This is a genomic window from uncultured Brachyspira sp., assembly GCF_944390595.1.
Lineage (GTDB): Bacteria > Spirochaetota > Brachyspiria > Brachyspirales > Brachyspiraceae > Brachyspira.
The window spans coordinates 1-17,040 of record NZ_CALXRN010000186.1 but is presented as its reverse complement, the minus strand read 5'-3'; the positions used below and the strand labels follow the sequence as shown (position 1 = coordinate 17,040).

17 protein-coding genes are annotated in these 17,040 nt (G+C 28.2%); 14 read left to right on the top strand and 3 right to left on the bottom strand.

The window, feature by feature from the left end; translation table 11 throughout:
• Positions 1-10: 10 nt before the first annotated feature.
• From Q0J90_RS10935 to Q0J90_RS10890, 10 genes are all read left to right on the top strand, one after another.
• Positions 11-1,537: a sugar ABC transporter ATP-binding protein gene (locus tag Q0J90_RS10935; protein WP_297277933.1), complete on the top strand. Its 1,527-nt coding sequence runs from the start codon at positions 11-13 to the stop codon at positions 1,535-1,537.
• A 23-nt stretch (positions 1,538-1,560) separates the two neighbouring features.
• Entirely contained in the window at positions 1,561-2,550 is a 990-nt protein-coding gene (locus Q0J90_RS10930) for an ABC transporter permease (RefSeq protein WP_297277932.1), read from the top strand.
• 26 nt (positions 2,551-2,576) lie between these two features.
• Positions 2,577-3,584, top strand: coding sequence for an inositol 2-dehydrogenase (gene iolG / locus Q0J90_RS10925; protein WP_297277931.1), 1,008 nt, complete (start codon positions 2,577-2,579; stop codon positions 3,582-3,584).
• Positions 3,585-3,600: 16 nt separating this feature from the next.
• Positions 3,601-4,392 (top strand): 5-deoxy-glucuronate isomerase, encoded by a 792-nt coding sequence (locus Q0J90_RS10920; protein ID WP_297277930.1) that lies wholly within the window; start codon positions 3,601-3,603, stop codon positions 4,390-4,392.
• 18 nt (positions 4,393-4,410) lie between these two features.
• Positions 4,411-6,321 (top strand): 3D-(3,5/4)-trihydroxycyclohexane-1,2-dione acylhydrolase (decyclizing), encoded by a 1,911-nt coding sequence (iolD, locus tag Q0J90_RS10915; RefSeq protein WP_297277929.1) that lies wholly within the window; start codon positions 4,411-4,413, stop codon positions 6,319-6,321.
• Between the two features lie 27 nt (positions 6,322-6,348).
• Positions 6,349-7,272, top strand: a complete 924-nt coding sequence (iolE, locus tag Q0J90_RS10910) for a myo-inosose-2 dehydratase (protein WP_297277928.1) — start codon at positions 6,349-6,351, stop codon at positions 7,270-7,272.
• A 22-nt stretch (positions 7,273-7,294) separates the two neighbouring features.
• Positions 7,295-8,797, top strand: a complete 1,503-nt coding sequence (locus Q0J90_RS10905) for a CoA-acylating methylmalonate-semialdehyde dehydrogenase (RefSeq protein WP_297277927.1) — start codon at positions 7,295-7,297, stop codon at positions 8,795-8,797.
• A 130-nt stretch (positions 8,798-8,927) separates the two neighbouring features.
• A complete protein-coding gene (locus Q0J90_RS10900) occupies positions 8,928-9,116 on the top strand; it encodes a putative motility protein (RefSeq protein ID WP_297277926.1) in 189 nt (62 codons plus the stop codon).
• A gap of 181 nt (positions 9,117-9,297) precedes the next feature.
• Positions 9,298-9,672: a helix-turn-helix transcriptional regulator gene (locus Q0J90_RS10895; RefSeq protein ID WP_297277925.1), complete on the top strand. Its 375-nt coding sequence runs from the start codon at positions 9,298-9,300 to the stop codon at positions 9,670-9,672.
• Between the two features lie 97 nt (positions 9,673-9,769).
• On the top strand, positions 9,770-11,134 hold the full coding sequence (locus Q0J90_RS10890) for an NAD(P)H-dependent oxidoreductase (RefSeq protein ID WP_297277924.1): 1,365 nt from the start codon (positions 9,770-9,772) through the stop codon (positions 11,132-11,134).
• Between the two features lie 36 nt (positions 11,135-11,170).
• Here Q0J90_RS10890 and Q0J90_RS10885 read toward each other — a convergent pair whose 3' ends face one another.
• Complete coding sequence (locus tag Q0J90_RS10885; protein ID WP_297277923.1) at positions 11,171-11,806, bottom strand: NAD(P)-dependent oxidoreductase; 636 nt, start codon at positions 11,804-11,806, stop codon at positions 11,171-11,173.
• A 180-nt stretch (positions 11,807-11,986) separates the two neighbouring features.
• Here Q0J90_RS10885 and Q0J90_RS10880 point away from each other — a divergent pair, with 180 nt between their 5' ends.
• The 3 genes from Q0J90_RS10880 (at position 11,987) to Q0J90_RS10870 (ending at position 14,703) form a co-directional block, all read left to right on the top strand.
• Positions 11,987-12,406 (top strand): Rrf2 family transcriptional regulator, encoded by a 420-nt coding sequence (locus Q0J90_RS10880; RefSeq protein WP_297277922.1) that lies wholly within the window; start codon positions 11,987-11,989, stop codon positions 12,404-12,406.
• Between the two features lie 105 nt (positions 12,407-12,511).
• On the top strand, positions 12,512-14,218 hold the full coding sequence (locus Q0J90_RS10875; RefSeq protein ID WP_297277921.1) for a DNA adenine methylase: 1,707 nt from the start codon (positions 12,512-12,514) through the stop codon (positions 14,216-14,218).
• A 23-nt stretch (positions 14,219-14,241) separates the two neighbouring features.
• Complete coding sequence (locus Q0J90_RS10870; protein ID WP_297277920.1) at positions 14,242-14,703, top strand: CAP domain-containing protein; 462 nt, start codon at positions 14,242-14,244, stop codon at positions 14,701-14,703.
• A gap of 1 nt (position 14,704) precedes the next feature.
• On the opposite strand, the gene hflX is transcribed toward Q0J90_RS10870, so the two are convergent.
• Together hflX and yqeK are read right to left on the bottom strand one after the other, a co-directional pair.
• A complete protein-coding gene (hflX, locus tag Q0J90_RS10865) occupies positions 14,705-15,826 on the bottom strand; it encodes a GTPase HflX (protein WP_297277919.1) in 1,122 nt (373 codons plus the stop codon).
• A 9-nt stretch (positions 15,827-15,835) separates the two neighbouring features.
• Complete coding sequence (yqeK, locus tag Q0J90_RS10860) at positions 15,836-16,405, bottom strand: bis(5'-nucleosyl)-tetraphosphatase (symmetrical) YqeK (protein WP_367173886.1); 570 nt, start codon at positions 16,403-16,405, stop codon at positions 15,836-15,838.
• A 170-nt stretch (positions 16,406-16,575) separates the two neighbouring features.
• Between yqeK and Q0J90_RS10855 the strand changes: the two genes are divergently transcribed.
• Positions 16,576-17,040: cyclic nucleotide-binding domain-containing protein (locus Q0J90_RS10855; protein ID WP_297277917.1), on the top strand; the 465-nt coding region annotated here is incomplete at its 3' end.

The window sequence follows — 17,040 nt, the reverse complement described above, 5'->3', positions numbered from 1 at the left end:
TGGATTTTATATGGAAAATAAACAACAATATTTATTAGAAGCTACTGGAATTAATAAAACTTTTGGCGGTACAAAAGCTCTTGATGATGTTCAAATACATATAAAACCTGCAAGCGTACACGGACTTATGGGTGAAAATGGTGCAGGTAAGTCTACATTAATGAAAGTTATAATGGGAATTATACAGCCTGATAGTGGAACATTAATGTTTGACGGTAAGCATTGTCATTTTACATCACCAAGACAAGCATTAGAAATGGGTATAGTAATGATACACCAGGAGTTATCATATATACCTTATAGAAGCGTTTGTGAAAATTTGTATTTGAATAGAGAACCTTTAAATAAATTTGGACTTATTAATCATAAAAAAATGTATAATGATGCTTTAGAATTATTAAAAAGTCTGAATTTTGATACTATTATAGGCGATCCTAAAAAGCTTATGACAGAATTAACTGTTTCTCAGCAGCAAATGGTGGAAATAGCTAAAGCGGTTTCATATAATGCTAAATTAGTAATAATGGATGAACCATCATCTGCTATAACCGAAAAAGAAATAGATATATTATTCCATGTTATAAGAGATTTAAAAAGCAGAGGTATTAGCATTATATATACCACTCACAAAATGGAAGAGACTTATAAGATTGTAGATGATATTACTATATTAAGAGACGGTAAATGGATTGCTACAGGAAGCAAAAATGAGATAGATAATACTAAACTTATAAATTATATGGTAGGAAGAAGTTTAGATGATTTCTATAATATAGACAAGACGAAAAAGAATATAGGAGAGGAAATAATAAGAGTAGAAAATTTGTCTTCTGAAAATAAATTTAAAGATGTTTCCTTTTCTATAAGAAGAGGTGAAATATTAGGTTTTGCAGGATTAGTTGGTTCCGGCAGAACTGAAATAGCAGAAGCCATATTCGGTATTAGAAAACTTTCTTCCGGAAAGATATTTTTTAATGGAAATGAAATAAATATAAAAAAACCAATTGATGCAATAAAAAATAAGATAGCATTTATAACAGAGGATAGAAAAGTTACAGGTATATATCCTATGCTGTCAGTTGCTAATAATATGACTATAGTTTCTTTAAATAAGTTTTTGAGTAAATTGCAATTACTTAATTATAAAGTGTTGAATAATGAATGCGAAAATTTAAGAAGTAAACTTTCTATTAAAATGTCAAATATTAATATCCCAATATCTTCATTAAGCGGCGGAAATCAGCAGAAAGTATTGCTTGCTAGGTGGATGATTGAAGATGTAAATTTGTTTATATTCGATGAACCTACAAGGGGAATAGATATTGGTGCTAAGACCGAAATTTATCAATTAATAAGGGATTTAGCAAATAGAGGATGTGCTGTAATGTTTATTTCTTCTGAAATGCCTGAGATAATAGCTAATTGCGATAGAGTTGTTGTAATGAATTCTGGAAATTTGATGGGAATTTTAGATAAGGAAGGGCTTACACAAGAAAAAATAATGACATTAGCTGCAGGCATGGAAATTCAAAAATAAAACTATAATATGGAGTTGACGTTATGAAATCTAAATTTTCAATTAAAAAATTCTTAAACAATTATGGGCAAATATTAATATTAATAGCTCTTATAATATTAGCAACTATATTAACTCAAGGCTTATTTCTTAAAACAAGAAATTTATTGAATATATTGAGGCAGGTTAGTATGATGGGATTGATATCTCTTGGAGTTACATTAGTAATAATCTCAAAAGGTATTGATTTGTCATCCGGTTCAGTATTGGCTCTTGTTACAGTTGTTGTGGCATCATTAGCACAGCAGGCTTCATGGAGTTTAAAAATGTTCCCTAATTTACCAGAACTTCCTGTTGTTGTTCCAATATTAGTAGGTTTATTAATAGGTGTTGTTTGCGGTGCTATTAATGGAGGTTTTATTGCTTATGCCGGTATTCCCGCTTTCATATCAACTCTTGGTATGTACACATCAGCTAGAGGATTAGCATTTGTATATAGTAATGGTAATCCTATAAGTACTTTAGTTCCTTCATATACTGTTATAGGACAAGGCGACATATTAGGAGTACCTATACCTGTTATTATATTTTTGTTTTTTACAGTTATAACATACATAATGCTTAATTATACAAAGTTTGGAAAATTTATTTATGCTATAGGAGGAAATGAAAATGCTGCTGTTGTAAGCGGTATACCTATAGCAAAAGTAAAAATAGCTATATATGCTTATGCCGGTTTATTATCTTCTGTAGCTGCTATCATATTATCATCAAGAATTAACTCAGGACAGCCTGGTCTTGGAGTTGGATATGAGCTTGATGCAATAGCTGCAGCAACAGTAGGAGGAGTATCACATTCAGGCGGTATAGGTACTATAGGCGGTACTCTTATAGGTGTTCTTATAATGGGAACATTAACTAATACTATGGATTTAATGAATATATCTCCTTATTGGCAGCAATTTGTAAGAGGTGCAATAATTGTAGCAGCAGTATGCGTAGATATATATAGAAGAAAAAAATCTATTTCTTAAAAAATTAATATTATGGAGTTTTTATTATGATAAAAATAGGAATTATCGGTGCTGGACGTATTGGTAAAGTTCATGCAAAAGCAGCTTTAAATGTAAATGGTGCTATAGTTAAATGTATAGCAGATCCTATAGTTGATAATTTGCAGGAAATTGCAAGTTCAATGGGTATTGAAAAAACTTCAAAAGACTATAAGGATATATTAAATGATAAAGAAGTTGATGCTGTATTTATATGTACACCTACTGATACGCATTATAGTATTTCTATGGAAGCTTTAAACGCTGGAAAACATGTATTTTGCGAAAAGCCTGTAGACTTAGAATTAGATAGAGTTAAGGATGTTAAAGAATTAGTTGCAAAAACTTCTAAAAAATATATGGTTGGATTTAATAGAAGATTTGACCATAATTTTAAAGCTATTAGAGACAATATAAATAAAGGTGTTATAGGAAAATTAGAACTAATACAAATAACATCAAGAGATCCTGAGCCTCCTCCAATAAGCTATGTTAAAGTATCAGGCGGATTATTCTGCGATATGATGATTCATGATTTTGATATGGTTAGATATTTATCCGGCTCAAATCCTAAAAGTGTAACAGCAATAGGAGATGCTTTAGTTGATTCTAAAATTAAAACTGAAGGCAGCGATATAGATACAGCTATAGTTAGTATAGAATTAGAAAATGGTGCTTTGGCTGTAATAACTAACAGCAGAAGAGCAAGCTATGGATATGATCAAAGAGCTGAAGTACATGGTGAAAAAGGTGCTTTATCATGCACAAATGATACTTCTAATACTTTAGTTATATCTACATCTGATGGAATAACACATGATAAACCTTTGCATTTTTTCTTAGAGAGATATATGGATGCTTACAGAACAGAAATAGAAATGTTTATGGATGCTGTTATAAATAATAAAGAAACACCTGTAACAATAGAAGAAGCATATCAATCTCTTTTATTAGCTAAAGCAGCTAAAAAATCTTTAGAAGAAAATAGAAAGGTTTATATAAAAGAATTGCTATAAATTTATAGAGGGAAATATGGTAATAAAAACTAATAATTTGAATAAAGAAATTATAACAGAAGAAACAGGCAGACATGCTTTTACTATGATGGATGTATCATTGATAAGATTAAACAATGATACTTATAAGGTAGATAAAAAAGATAATAAGGAAACTGCAATACAATTAGTAGAAGGAGAATTAGATTTCAAAGTAAATGGCAAAACATATACTGCTAAAAGAGGCGGAGTGTTCGAGAAACCTGGTTTTGTTTTGCATATACCTAGCAATATTGAAGTTGAACTTAGCACTAAATCTAATGCTGAAATACTAATAATATCTACAACTAATAAAAATACTTTTGATATAAAGTTTTATACTCCTGAAGATGTATTGGTTCAAAGATTCGGTGTAGATGTTTGGGATAATACAGGAATTAGAGAAGTATTAACATTTTTTGATTATGATAATGCTCCTTATTCTAATTTAGTAGTTGGAGAAGTATTTTCATTGCCTGGAAGATGGTCAAGCTATATACCGCATTCACATCCTCAGCCTGAAATTTATTATTATAGATTTGATAAGCCTCAGGGATTCGGTGCAGCATTTATAAATGAAGAAGCTAAAACTATAAATGATAAAAGCTTTTTACTAATACCAGGAGGCAATACTCATCCTCAATGTGCTGCTCCTGGATATGCTTTATATTTTTCATGGATAATAAGACATATAGATGGAAATCCATGGAAAAAAACTAGAAATGTTGATCCTAGACATGCATGGTTGGAAGATAAAGATGTTTCATTATGGAAAGGTTTTAAAAAATAAAAAATAAGAGGCATTATTATGGAAACTATAAACATGACAGTTGGACAAGCTTTAACAAAATTTTTAGATAATCAATATATTAGTTTCGATGGAAAGGAGTATAAGTTTGTAGAGGGAGTATTTGGTATATTCGGACATGGTAATGTAGTTGGTTTTGGAGAGGCTTTAGCACATACTAATCATAATTTAAAATTTATTATAGGCAGAAATGAACAGGGTATGGCTCATTCGGCTACTGCTTTTGCAAGACAAAATAGAAGATTAAAAATATATGCATGTACTTCATCAATAGGCCCTGGAGCTATGAATATGGTTACAGCTGCTGCTACAGCTACAGCAAATAGAATTCCTTTGCTATTATTGCCTGGAGACACCTATGCATGCAGACAGCCGGATCCAGTATTACAGCAAATAGAGCAGGAAGAATCTGCTTTAATTACAGCTAATGATTCATTTAGAGCAGTATGCAAATATTTTGACAGAGTTAGCAGACCTGAACAGCTTATGACTGCTATGATTAATGCCATGAGAGTATTAACAGACCCTGCTAAAACAGGTGCTGTATGTGTGGCATTGCCTCAGGATGTACAAGGCGAAGTTTATGATTTCCCAAAATCTTTTTTGGATAAAAGAGTACATTATATAGAAAGACAGTCTCCTAGTGAGAATATAATAAAAATTGCATCTGAAAATATTAAAAAATATAAAAAGCCTTTAATAATATGCGGAGGCGGTGCAAGATATTCTTTGGCTGATGAGACATTATTAAAATTTGCTAAAAAATTTAATATACCTGTAGGAGAAACTCAAGCTGGAAAAGGCGTATTAATGGAAGGCGAATTATATAATCTTGGAGGAATAGGTGCTACAGGAGCTTTGGCTGCTAATATAATAGCTAAAGAAGCTGATTTAATAATAGGTGTAGGAACCAGATATTCTGATTTTACAACATCTTCAAAAAGTCAATTTGTAAATGCTAAAAAATTTATAAATATCAATGTTAATCCATTGGATGCTGCTAAATTGGATGCTGTTCAAATAAAAGCCGATGCTAAATTATCATTGGAGGCTTTAGAAAAAGAATTGTCAGGTTATAAGGCTGAGTATACTGAAGATTATCTAAAAGAAGTAAAGGATAAATGGAATAAAGAATATGACAGACTTGCTAGTATAACTTTTGATAAAGATAAGCCGTTTACTCCTGAAATTAAAAATCATGATGATAATGCACCTAAAAAATTTTTTGAAGAGTCAAATGGTGCTTTACCTCAAACAACTGCTTTGGCTTTAATAAATAAATTAATTGATAAAAATGCCATAATAGTTGGTTCTTCCGGATCTTTACCTGGTGATTTGCAAAGAATGTGGAAAGTATATGATAAAGATACTTATCATGTTGAGTATGCTTTCTCATGTATGGGTTATGAAGTTAATGGAGCTTATGGTGCAAAATTAGCCTATCCTGATAGAGAAGTTTATGCTATGACAGGAGACGGTTCTTTTATTATGGGGCATTCTGAGATAGCTTCTGCTTTGGCTATTGGTGTGAAAATTAATGTTATAGTGTTTGATAATGCCGGTTTCGGATGTATTAATAATTTACAGAGAAATAATGGAATAATATCTTATGGTACTGAATTCAAATATGATAATGGTAATTTCCAAATAGTTGATTTTGCAAAAATAGCTGAAGGTTACGGTATGGTTTCATATAAAGTTAAGACATTAAAGGAACTTGAAGAAGCTATAGAAAAATCAAAAAAAGAAACTAAATCAACACTTATAGATATAAAGGTTATGCCTAAAACAATGACTGACGGATATGAAAGTTTCTGGAGAGTTGGCGTAGCTCAAGCTTCAAGTAAAGAAAGTGTTTTAAATGCTGCTAAGGCACAAAATGATATGAAAAAACATTTAATACAATATTGATTATTAAATTATAATAGAGGAATTATCATGAAACAAAAAAAAGAATTTAATAAAATTAATTTAGCTATAGCACCTATAGGTTGGACTAATGATGATGATCCTTCTTTAGGCGGAGAAATTTCTTTTAGACAATGTATTAGTGAAATGGCACTTGCTGGTTTCAGCGGATGCGAAGTTGGTTCTAAGTATCCGGTAGATGATATAAAATTGCTTACTAAAGAGCTTAGTCTTAGAAATTTATCTATATGCAATCAATGGTTCAGTGCTTTTTTCACTGGAAAAGATGCTAATAAAAAGGCTACAGAAGAAGCTTTTAGAAAACAATGCCAATTTCTTATGCAAATGGGTGCTAAAAGAATAGGGGCATGTGAGGTTGGAACATCAATACAAGGTCAGAATGTACCAATTTTCAAAGGAAAATATGTTTTTTCTGATAAGGAATTTAATGATTTAGCAAATGGTCTTAATAAGTTGGGAAAGATAGCTTTGGAAGAATATAATATTGAATTGGTATACCATCATCATATGGGTACAGGAGTTCAGACTTTAGAAGAGACTAATAAATTGATGAGCTTGACAGATCCTAAATATGTTAACTTATTATATGATACAGGACATATATATTTAAGTGACGGAAGCATGGAAAATACTTTGAAATTGTTATATCAAAATGCTGATAGAATAAAGCATGTTCATTTGAAAGATGTTAGAGGAAAAGTAAAAGAAGAAGTTATTAATAAAGATTTGAGTTTCTTGGATGGCGTAAGAAAAGGAGTCTTTACAGTACCGGGAGACGGAGAAATATATTTTGATCCTATATTTGATTTCTTGAAGTCAATAAATTATGAGGGTTGGTTTGTTGTTGAGGCAGAGCAGGATCCTAATATAGCAAATCCTTTAGAATATGCTTTAAAGGCAAGAAAATTTATATCAGAAAAAACAGGTATATGAATACTATAATTTGGAGGAAAAAATGGAAGTAAAAAAATTAAAATTTTTCTGCGATGGTCAATGGTTAGAATCTAAAACAGATAAATATATGGATTGTTATAATCCATCTACAGGAGAAATTACTGCAAAAGCACCTCAATGTACAATTGAAGAAGTTGAAATGTGCATTAATTCTGCAAATGAAGCTTTTAAAAAATGGTCTGATGTTCCTTCTAATGAAAGAGTACAGATTTTATTTAGAATGAAGGCATTATTAGATAAACATATGGATGAGCTTACAGAGATTTGTGCTAGAGAACATGGAAAAAACTGGGATGAATCTAAGGGAGATATTCTTAAAGTTAGAGAGGTTGTAGAATTTGCATGCGGAATAACTCATTTAATGAAAGGAAGCTCTATAATGAATGCATCAAGAAGATATGATACAGTTCAATATTTAGAGCCTTTAGGAGTATTTGCAGGAATACCTCCTTGGAATTTCCCTGGAATGATTCCTATGGGTTGGATGGCTCCTTTATGTATAGCTACCGGCAATACTATGGTAATAAAATTAGCAAGCTTTACTCCTCAGACTTCTATGAGAATTATGGATTTGTGGGTTGAGGCAGGTCTTCCTAATGGTGTTTTGAATTTAATAACTTGTTCAAGAAATGAATCTGAAATATTCTTGAAACACCCTTTAATAAAAGGAATAAGTTTTGTAGGTTCTACTTCTGTTGGTAAGTATATATATTCTACAGCTGCTGCAAATGGAAAGAGAGTACAGGCATTAACTGAAGCTAAAAACCATGCTCTTGTACTTAAAGATTGTGCTTTAGAGAGAACAGTTAATGGTATTATTAACTCAGCTTTCGGATGTGCTGGTGAAAGATGTATGGCATTGCCTGCTGTTTGCGTAGAGGAAGCTATTGCTGATAAATTTGTTGAAAAAATAGTTGAAGCTTGTAAAAAAATAAAAGTTGGACCTGCTTATGATAAAACAACAAAATTAGGACCTGTTGTAAATGAAGGTCATAAAAAATTCGTTATGGATTGGATAGAAACTGCTATTAAAGAGGGAGCTGAACTTGTATTAGACGGAAGAAATGTAAAAGTAGAAGGATATGAAAAAGGTTTCTATTTAGGACCAACTGTATTTGATAAAGTAACTCCTAATATGAGCGTTGGAAATAAAGAGGTTTTCGGACCTGTATTATTCATTAAAAGAGTTAAGAACTTTGAAGAAGGCTTAAAAATAATGAATGATAATGAATTTGCTAACGGATCTGTAATATATACTCAAAGCGGATATTATGCTAGAGAATTCGCTAAAAGAACTCATGGAGGAATGGTTGGAGTAAATGTTGGAATACCAGTTCCTATAAGCGTATTCGGATTTACAGGACATAAAAATTCATTCTTCGGAGATTTGCATGCTATGGGTACAGACGGAGTGAGATTCTTTACAGAGCAAAAAACTGTAACTACTCATTGGCCGGAAGAAGGAGATACTGAGATAAAAGGCTCTTGGGATGGTATGATATAATAAATTGTTATCATAACATATTCCAAATTGGGTTATTTTTTTAAAATTATATTGTTTAATTATTTATATAGTTTACAATTAATATAATATAAATGTTTTATATTATATATCTAAATGAAGGAGTAAATATATGGATATTTCAGCTTATAGCAGTTATTCAGCAAACATGCTTAAACAAGATGTATCTTTAAGCATGATAAGAAAAACATCTGATATGCAGGCTCAGGCAGTTGACAAAATTATGTCTAGTGTTCAGCCTCAGGCAGTATCAGCACCTGTTAGACCTGGTGTTGGTCAAAACTTAAATGTTTATGCATAATTAATAATTTTTAAAAAATTATAAGGCTACCCCATATTTGGGGTAGTCTTTTATATAAGAACTATAGTTATATAAAAGATACTTTTTTCTAAAATAGTCATATTATAAATTGTTTTTTTAATAAAATTATCATATATCATGTTATTTGAGAGTAAAATACATAGATATGGAGATTGTGATAATGATTGGAACAGATGATATGCTAAGAAATTTAGGAAAAAATATCAGATCTTTAAGGAAAAGCAAGAAAATGACAATAGATCAGCTTGCTGAGAAATCATTTCTTTCTGGAAAATATCTGCAAGGCGTTGAAGTGGGAAGCAGAAACATATCTATAAAAAATTTAAATAGAATATCAAAAGCATTAGATACATCTCCGGAAATTCTTTTAAATATGAAAACTTATGAGCTTAAAAACAGCGATGATAAAATATTTGCAATATCCGAAAAACTTAAAAAATTTGAAGATAATAAATTAGATTTTATAGGCGATATGTTGGATCATTTAAATGATATAATGAAAGAGAAAGTAGAAAATAATAAAAAGGATGAGTAAAGAATCCTATAATTCAAATAATTTCATTTTATAAATTTATATTGTCATTTTGTTATTATAAAATATAATATTACTAAATTATTTATAAGGATATATAATGAATATTTTAGTAATAAATGGAAGCCCTAAAGGAAATAATAGTATAACTTTGCAGACTCTGTTATTTTTAGAGAAAATTTTTACAGAGCATAAATTTTCATTTTTGAATGCGGGACAAAAAATCAAATATTATGAAAAAAATTTTAATGAAATAAAAGAAGAATTTGAAAAAGCAAATGTGGTTATTTTTTCTTATCCTGTATATACTTTTTTAGCTCCATATCAATTACATAGATTTATAGAACTTTTAAAAGAAAATAATATAGATGTAAAGGATAAATTTGCAACACAATTTACAACTTCAAAACATTTTTATGACACAACAGCACATAAGTTTATAGAAGAAAATTGTTTGGATTTAGGATTTAAATATATTAAAGGGCTTTCCGCTGATATGGAGGATTTAACTAATAAAAAAGGACAGGATGATGCTGTAAACTTTTTTAATTATTTAATATTCTCTATAGAAAATAATTTGTATACTAAAAATATTAATTTAAAATCAAAAGATAAAATTATATACAAAAGAAGATTTAATAATAATAATTTTGAAAATAAAGACAGCAGTAAAGATGTTTTAATATTAAGCAATGCTTCAAAAGATGATGAAAATTTAAAAAATATTATAGAAGATTTTAAAAATATTTTTCCATATAAAACAAGAGAGATAAATATAAGAGAATATAATTTTCATGGAGGCTGTTTAGGCTGTTTCGGATGTGCTATTACAGGCAAATGCGTTTATAAAGACGGATTCGATGATTTTCTTCGTAATGAGATACAAAAAGCTGATGCTATAATATATGCATTTACCATAGAAAATCATTATACACATTCAAGTTTTAAACTTTATGAAGACAGACAGTTTTGCAATGGACATAGAACTGTTACAGAAGGCATGCCTATAGGATATATTATAAGCGGTGATTATGACAGCGAATATAATCTTCAAACTCTTATAGAATCTCGTGCAGAAGTAGGAGGAAATTTTTTAACTCATATTGCTAATGATGATAATAAAGATATATATAATGAACTTGAAAAATTATCTTCTATTATGAAATATTCTATAGACAATAAATGTACCCGTCCTAAAAATTTCTATGGTGTAGGCGGAATGAAAATATTTAGGGATTTAATATATGTAATGCAGGGTCTTATGAAAGAGGATCATAAATATTATAAGAAACACAATATATATGATTTCCCTCAAAAGCAGAGAATGAAAATGCTTCAGATAAAATTAGTAGGAGCTTTGATATCTATTCCTTCAATGCAGAAAAAAATGAAAAATAAAATGAATGAATATATTTTGATGCCTTATAAAAAAGTTATAGATAATGCAAAAATAAAAAGAAGCTAATAAAATATTATCAGCTTCTTCTATTTTTTATAATTATTATTTTGAGCAGAATGTTATTTGCTGATTTAAATATTTTTTATTTTGTATTTCATCAACAAAAGCAATTGCATAATCAGCATAACTTATAGAACTTTCACCTTTAGAATTGAAAAGTAATTCATTATGTCCTATATTGTATTCTCCTGTTTTATTTCCTTCAGCTTGAAAATCTGCAGAAGGTGATACATAAGTCCATAAAACATCTTTTTTGCTTTTTAATATATCAAATGCCTTGATAGAACTTACGGCTACACCCATAAAAATATCTGGAAAATCAGGAGTATCTTTTAATATCATAGTATGCTCTTTATTTACATACAAACTTCCAGCACCTCCTATTACCATTAGTCTAATATTTGTATTTGCAAGTATTTTGCATAAATGTTCCATTGCTAATGAATGTTTATCAAGTTCTTTTTCTTCCCATACTCCGAATGCGCTTACAACGGTATCAAATTCTTTCAAATCATCTTTTGTTAAATCAAATAAATCTTTTTCTATAATTTTTACATTTGGATTATTTATTTTTGTTTTATCCCTTACTATTGCTGTAGCATCTAATCCTCTTGCTAATGCTTCATTCATAATTAATTTTCCGGCTCTTCCATTTGCTGCTATTATTGCAATTTTCATTTTAATTCTCCTTTTTATGTAAAATAATTATCTTTAATTAAAGAGTAGTTGTAATAGCTATTATTACAATAAATATTAACATACTTTAGTTGTAATGTCAAGTATTACAACTAAAAATATTTTTCTTGTAATAAGAGTATAAATGTATTATAATATTTAAATAATTTTGAGGATAATTTAATGAAGATTAGTTCGAGATTTACAATAGCGGTTCATACATTGCTTTGCATATTAGAGTTTAAAGACGATAAAATTACATCAAATTTTATATCAGGAAGTGTTAATGTTAATCCTGTTATAATAAGAAATATATTACTTCAATTGCAAAAAGCTGATATGATTACTGTTAAGAGGGGTACAGGAGGAATATCTTTAAATAGAAAAGCTGAAAATATTACATTATTAGATATATTCAATGCTGTAGAAAGTTTGGATGATAATAAACTTTTTAGTTTCCATGAAAATCCTAATAAAAAGTGCCCTATAGGAAGCAAAATTAATGATATTTTGCAGCCTAAATTAGATAGTGTGCAAAATGCTATGGAAAAAGAATTGCAAAAGACTAGTTTAAGGGATATATTCAAAAATTTAAATTCTTAAAAATATTCTATATTTAAGCTTCATATATTGTAAAAAAATAATCCTTGATATTTTAATTGTATTATGTTAATATTATTATGTAAACTATATTATGATAATAAGATTATGATAACTAATACTAAAGAAAAATATCTGAAAGAAAATTTAATTGCATATATTGGAAATAAAAGGAGACTTCTGCCTTTTATAGAAAATACAATACTTAGCATTTTAGATGAAGATAAGAGTATAAAAACAGCTTTAGATTTATTTGCTGGAAGCGGAAGCGTATCAAGACTTTTGAAAACTTTAAATTTGGAAGTATATTCAAACGATTGGGAGTATTATTCTTATATATTAAACTATGCTCATTTAGAAATTAATATTGAAGATTTAGATAATATGTTTATTCATACCGGAGGATTGGAAAATACAATACGTATGATTAACAGTATTACTACTATTAATGATTCCGACAGATATATATCAAAATATTATGCACCGTTAGATGATGATAATCCGGATTTATTGAATGAAAGGCTTTTTTATACGCAATATAATGCTGCAAGAATAGATATAATAAGGCACAATATAGAAGAACTTTATAAAAATAATGCAATAAATCAAAAAGAATATTATTATCTTTTAGCATCAATAATATATGAAGCAGCAACGCACACAAATACATCAGGTGTTTTTAAAGGTTTTCATGCAGGGTTTGGGGGAAGAAATAAAGATGCTTTAAATAGGATACTAGCAGAAATATCATTGAATGAAATACCTTTATATTCAGGAAAAAAATGTTATGCAAGTATGCTTGATGCAAATGATTTCGTATTAAAAAATAAAAACAAACATTTTGATTTAGTATATTTGGATCCTCCTTATAATCAGCATCAGTATGGAAGTAATTATCATTTATTGAATACTATAGCTTTATGGGATAAGCCGCCTATTAATAAAGATATATATATTAATGGTAAAAAAACTGATAAGAGCGGTATTAGAAAAGATTGGGTAAAAACAAAATCTTTATACTGCTATAAAAAAACAGCAAAAGATACTTTAATAAATTTACTTGATAATATAGATTCTAAACATATAGTTATGAGTTATTCAACTGACGGTATAATAGAATATGATGATTTAATATCTATACTTGAAAGCAAAGGTCAATTGAATATAGTAACTTCAGAGTATACAAAGTACAGAGGTGCTAAAAGATCTATAGTTAATAAAACAAAGAATGTTGAATACTTATTTGTGGTTAATACAGAAAAACAAAAAATTACCGGAAATAAAATAAATAAAAATTTGAAATATATAGAAAATATTAGATTAAAACTTGAGAATCCATTTGACTGTACAAATGATAATATTATTTTTCTCAATAAAGAAGGCAATATAATATTTCAATTAGAATATTCTACTCATGCGGTAAATAAAGATGAAATATGTAATAAACTTCAAAATAAGAGTTTAGAATATATAAATGCATTTTCTTCGTTTTTAGATAAGTATATAAAAGAAGATAATATAGAAGCATTAAAAATATACTCATCACATTTCAAAAGTGCAGTTATATCAAATAATACAAAACTTATAAAATATTTTGGAGAGTATATATTAAAAGTTTACAGCAGATTATGTTCTAAAAAATCTAATGAATATATAATTGATATTACAAATGATATTTTAGATATTATATCATATTATGAGTATAATGATATTTACGTTATTAATAAGATAAGAAATAGGATAATTTATAATATTACGCATTCTAATATCCCTGATTTTAATAAAAATAAATTATTAATTAGGCTTGAAAAATAAAAAAAATTTATTATATTTTATGTATGTTTAGAATAGTAATTATATTTATTTTAACTTTTACATCATTATTATATTCGCAATTTAATAATGGTATAGTTACAAATGATGTTGCAGAAACATTAAAAGTTATAAATGAGATGAGAGAAAAGGAAAATTTATTTTTATTTGAGAACGCTGATAATCTTAATAATATAGCAGATATCAGAGCAAAAGAACTTTCTATTAATTTCTCTCATATTAGACCAAATAATACGAAATATGATGAATTGCTTTATCAAAATAGAATAAGAGTATTTTCTTCAGATGAAAATATTGCATATAGATTCAAAAATGCAGAAACTGTTGTAAGTTATTGGATGAATTCGGATCAATATAAAATTAATATACTAAGTGAAAAATTTACCCATGTAGGAATATCGCATTATGCTATTAATGGCGAAGATTTTTGGGTCGTTATATTTGTTCAATTAAGAAGGCAGAATTAAATCATTCTCTGCTTAGTTCCAATATAGTATCAAGTATTTTATTTTTTAGAACTTCTATATTAGTATTGTTTTTCGCACTTATAAATACTGCATCATTATATGAGGTAGAAATTCTATTTTTTTGAATTTCATCAATGCTGTCAGATTTATTAAAAACAACTATTCTTTTTATATGTGAAGCATCTATTTCTTTTATTATGCTTTCAACATGTATTAGTTTTTCATCTATGTTTTCATCGCTTGCATCTGATAAATGCAGCAGTAAATCAGCCTCTACAACCTCTGAAAGTGTAGATTTAAATGAAGCTACCAAAGTATGGGGAAGTCTGTCTATAAAACCTACTGTATCGCTTATGATAACTTCAACAGGCGTATCGTCGCTTATATAAAGTTTTCTAGTATGCGTATCTAAAGTGGCAAATAATTTATCCTCTACATAAACACTTTCTTTGCATAATAAATTAAATAATGTGCTTTTTCCAGCATTTGTATATCCTACTATAGCTATTCTGAATGTACTTCCTCTTCCTTTTCTTCCAGTACTTGCAGATTTTTCTACTTTACTTAATTGCGATTTTAGTTTATGTATTCTCTCTCTTGCCCGTCTTCTGTCATATTCCAATTGTTTCTCACCAGCACCGCCTCTTAATCCTATACCGCCTTTTATCTGACTTAAATTCGTCCTTTTTCCTTTTAGTCTTGGATATTCAAATTCTAAAAAAGCCAATTCCACCTGCATTTTTGCAGTCATTGTTTTAGCACGCATTGCAAATATTTCTAATATGATTTCTGTTCTTGTGAGAGCTGTTATATTAGAACCATCTTCTATAGCATTAACCTGCGAACCGCTTAATTCATTGTCAAATACAAAATATTCAACATTATCAATTAAAGCACTTTCTTTTAAACTTTCTAATTTTCCAGTACCTATATATGTACCTGCAGATATTTTTTGCTGAATAAATGAATATCTTTCTATTACTTCATAACCAGCAGTGTCGCATAACATTGAAAGTTCATTAAGTATATTATCTATATTTATTTTACTATTTCTATATTGTTTGCTGTCAGCTACAAATATTATATATGCTCTTTTTTTTGTACTATTATTTTTATTTTCCATAAATCTATATTACCTAATAACTAATGAGTTGTAAAGTTCTATTGTTTTATCTGATAAATATTGTTTTTTACTAATTACAAAACTTATAGATTCCATAACCACTTCCAAAAAGGCATTATCAAAATCTGTAAAAATTTTTTCTCTTATCCTGTCAGCTGTTTCTAATTTGCGTGTAGGTTCAAGATAATCAGCTGCATATATTATTTTTTCAAGCATAGTCATATTACCATGTCCTACTGTATGGCTTTCTATGGCATTTAAAATTTCTTTGTCTGTTATATTAAATTCTTTTTCGGATATTATAGAACTTACTCTTGCATGAAGTAAAGCTCCGGTTATATAGCTTGGATACTCTTTATGATCATTTTCAAATATGATTTTACGCATTTCATCATCTTTGTATCTTTTTCCTAAATCATGGCATAAAGCTGCTATTGAAGTTTTATATAAGTCTATATTGTATTTTTCAGCTATTGATACAGAAAGTTCTCTAGTTGAAAGTATATGTTTTTCTCTAAATGGTAAATATTCTTTTATATATTTTATTATTTCTAATTCTTTGACGCTAAATTCCATAATTTTATTACTACCGGTAATTATTTTTATGCTATTTTATTATGCAGATATAATTTTGTCAATTTTATACATTATCAAAATAAATTTATTTTATTTCTAAAAAATTGATTATCATATTGACTTATGCTATTAATGAGTTAACATTACTATATAATATTTCAAGGATTTTTATAATGATTAACTATGATAATATTGTATCTTTTAAAAAATCCTCTTTAATATTTATAGAGGATCAGTATCCAAAACATTCTTTCTACATAATAACTAAAGGTAAAGCAGTATCATACGGAAATTATTTTGATGATAATATTGAATATTCTAAAGGGCATATATTAGGTTTAATTAATTGTGTTTTGAATGAACCGTACTTTTTTAATGTAAAAGCTGAAGAAGATGTTGAAGCATTAGAAATACATATAAATGATATTATTAATATATATAATAAAGATATAATAAAAAAGATTTATAGTTATTTATATAATACTTTTGAACTATGGCTTAGTAAATATTATAGAAAGTTATCTCATAATCAATCTATTACTAAAGATGATTTGACGGAAGAATATATTTTAGATATGGCGAAAATATATATTGATAATGATTTGCCTGCAGTTTCGTATAAAATTTATAATCAATAT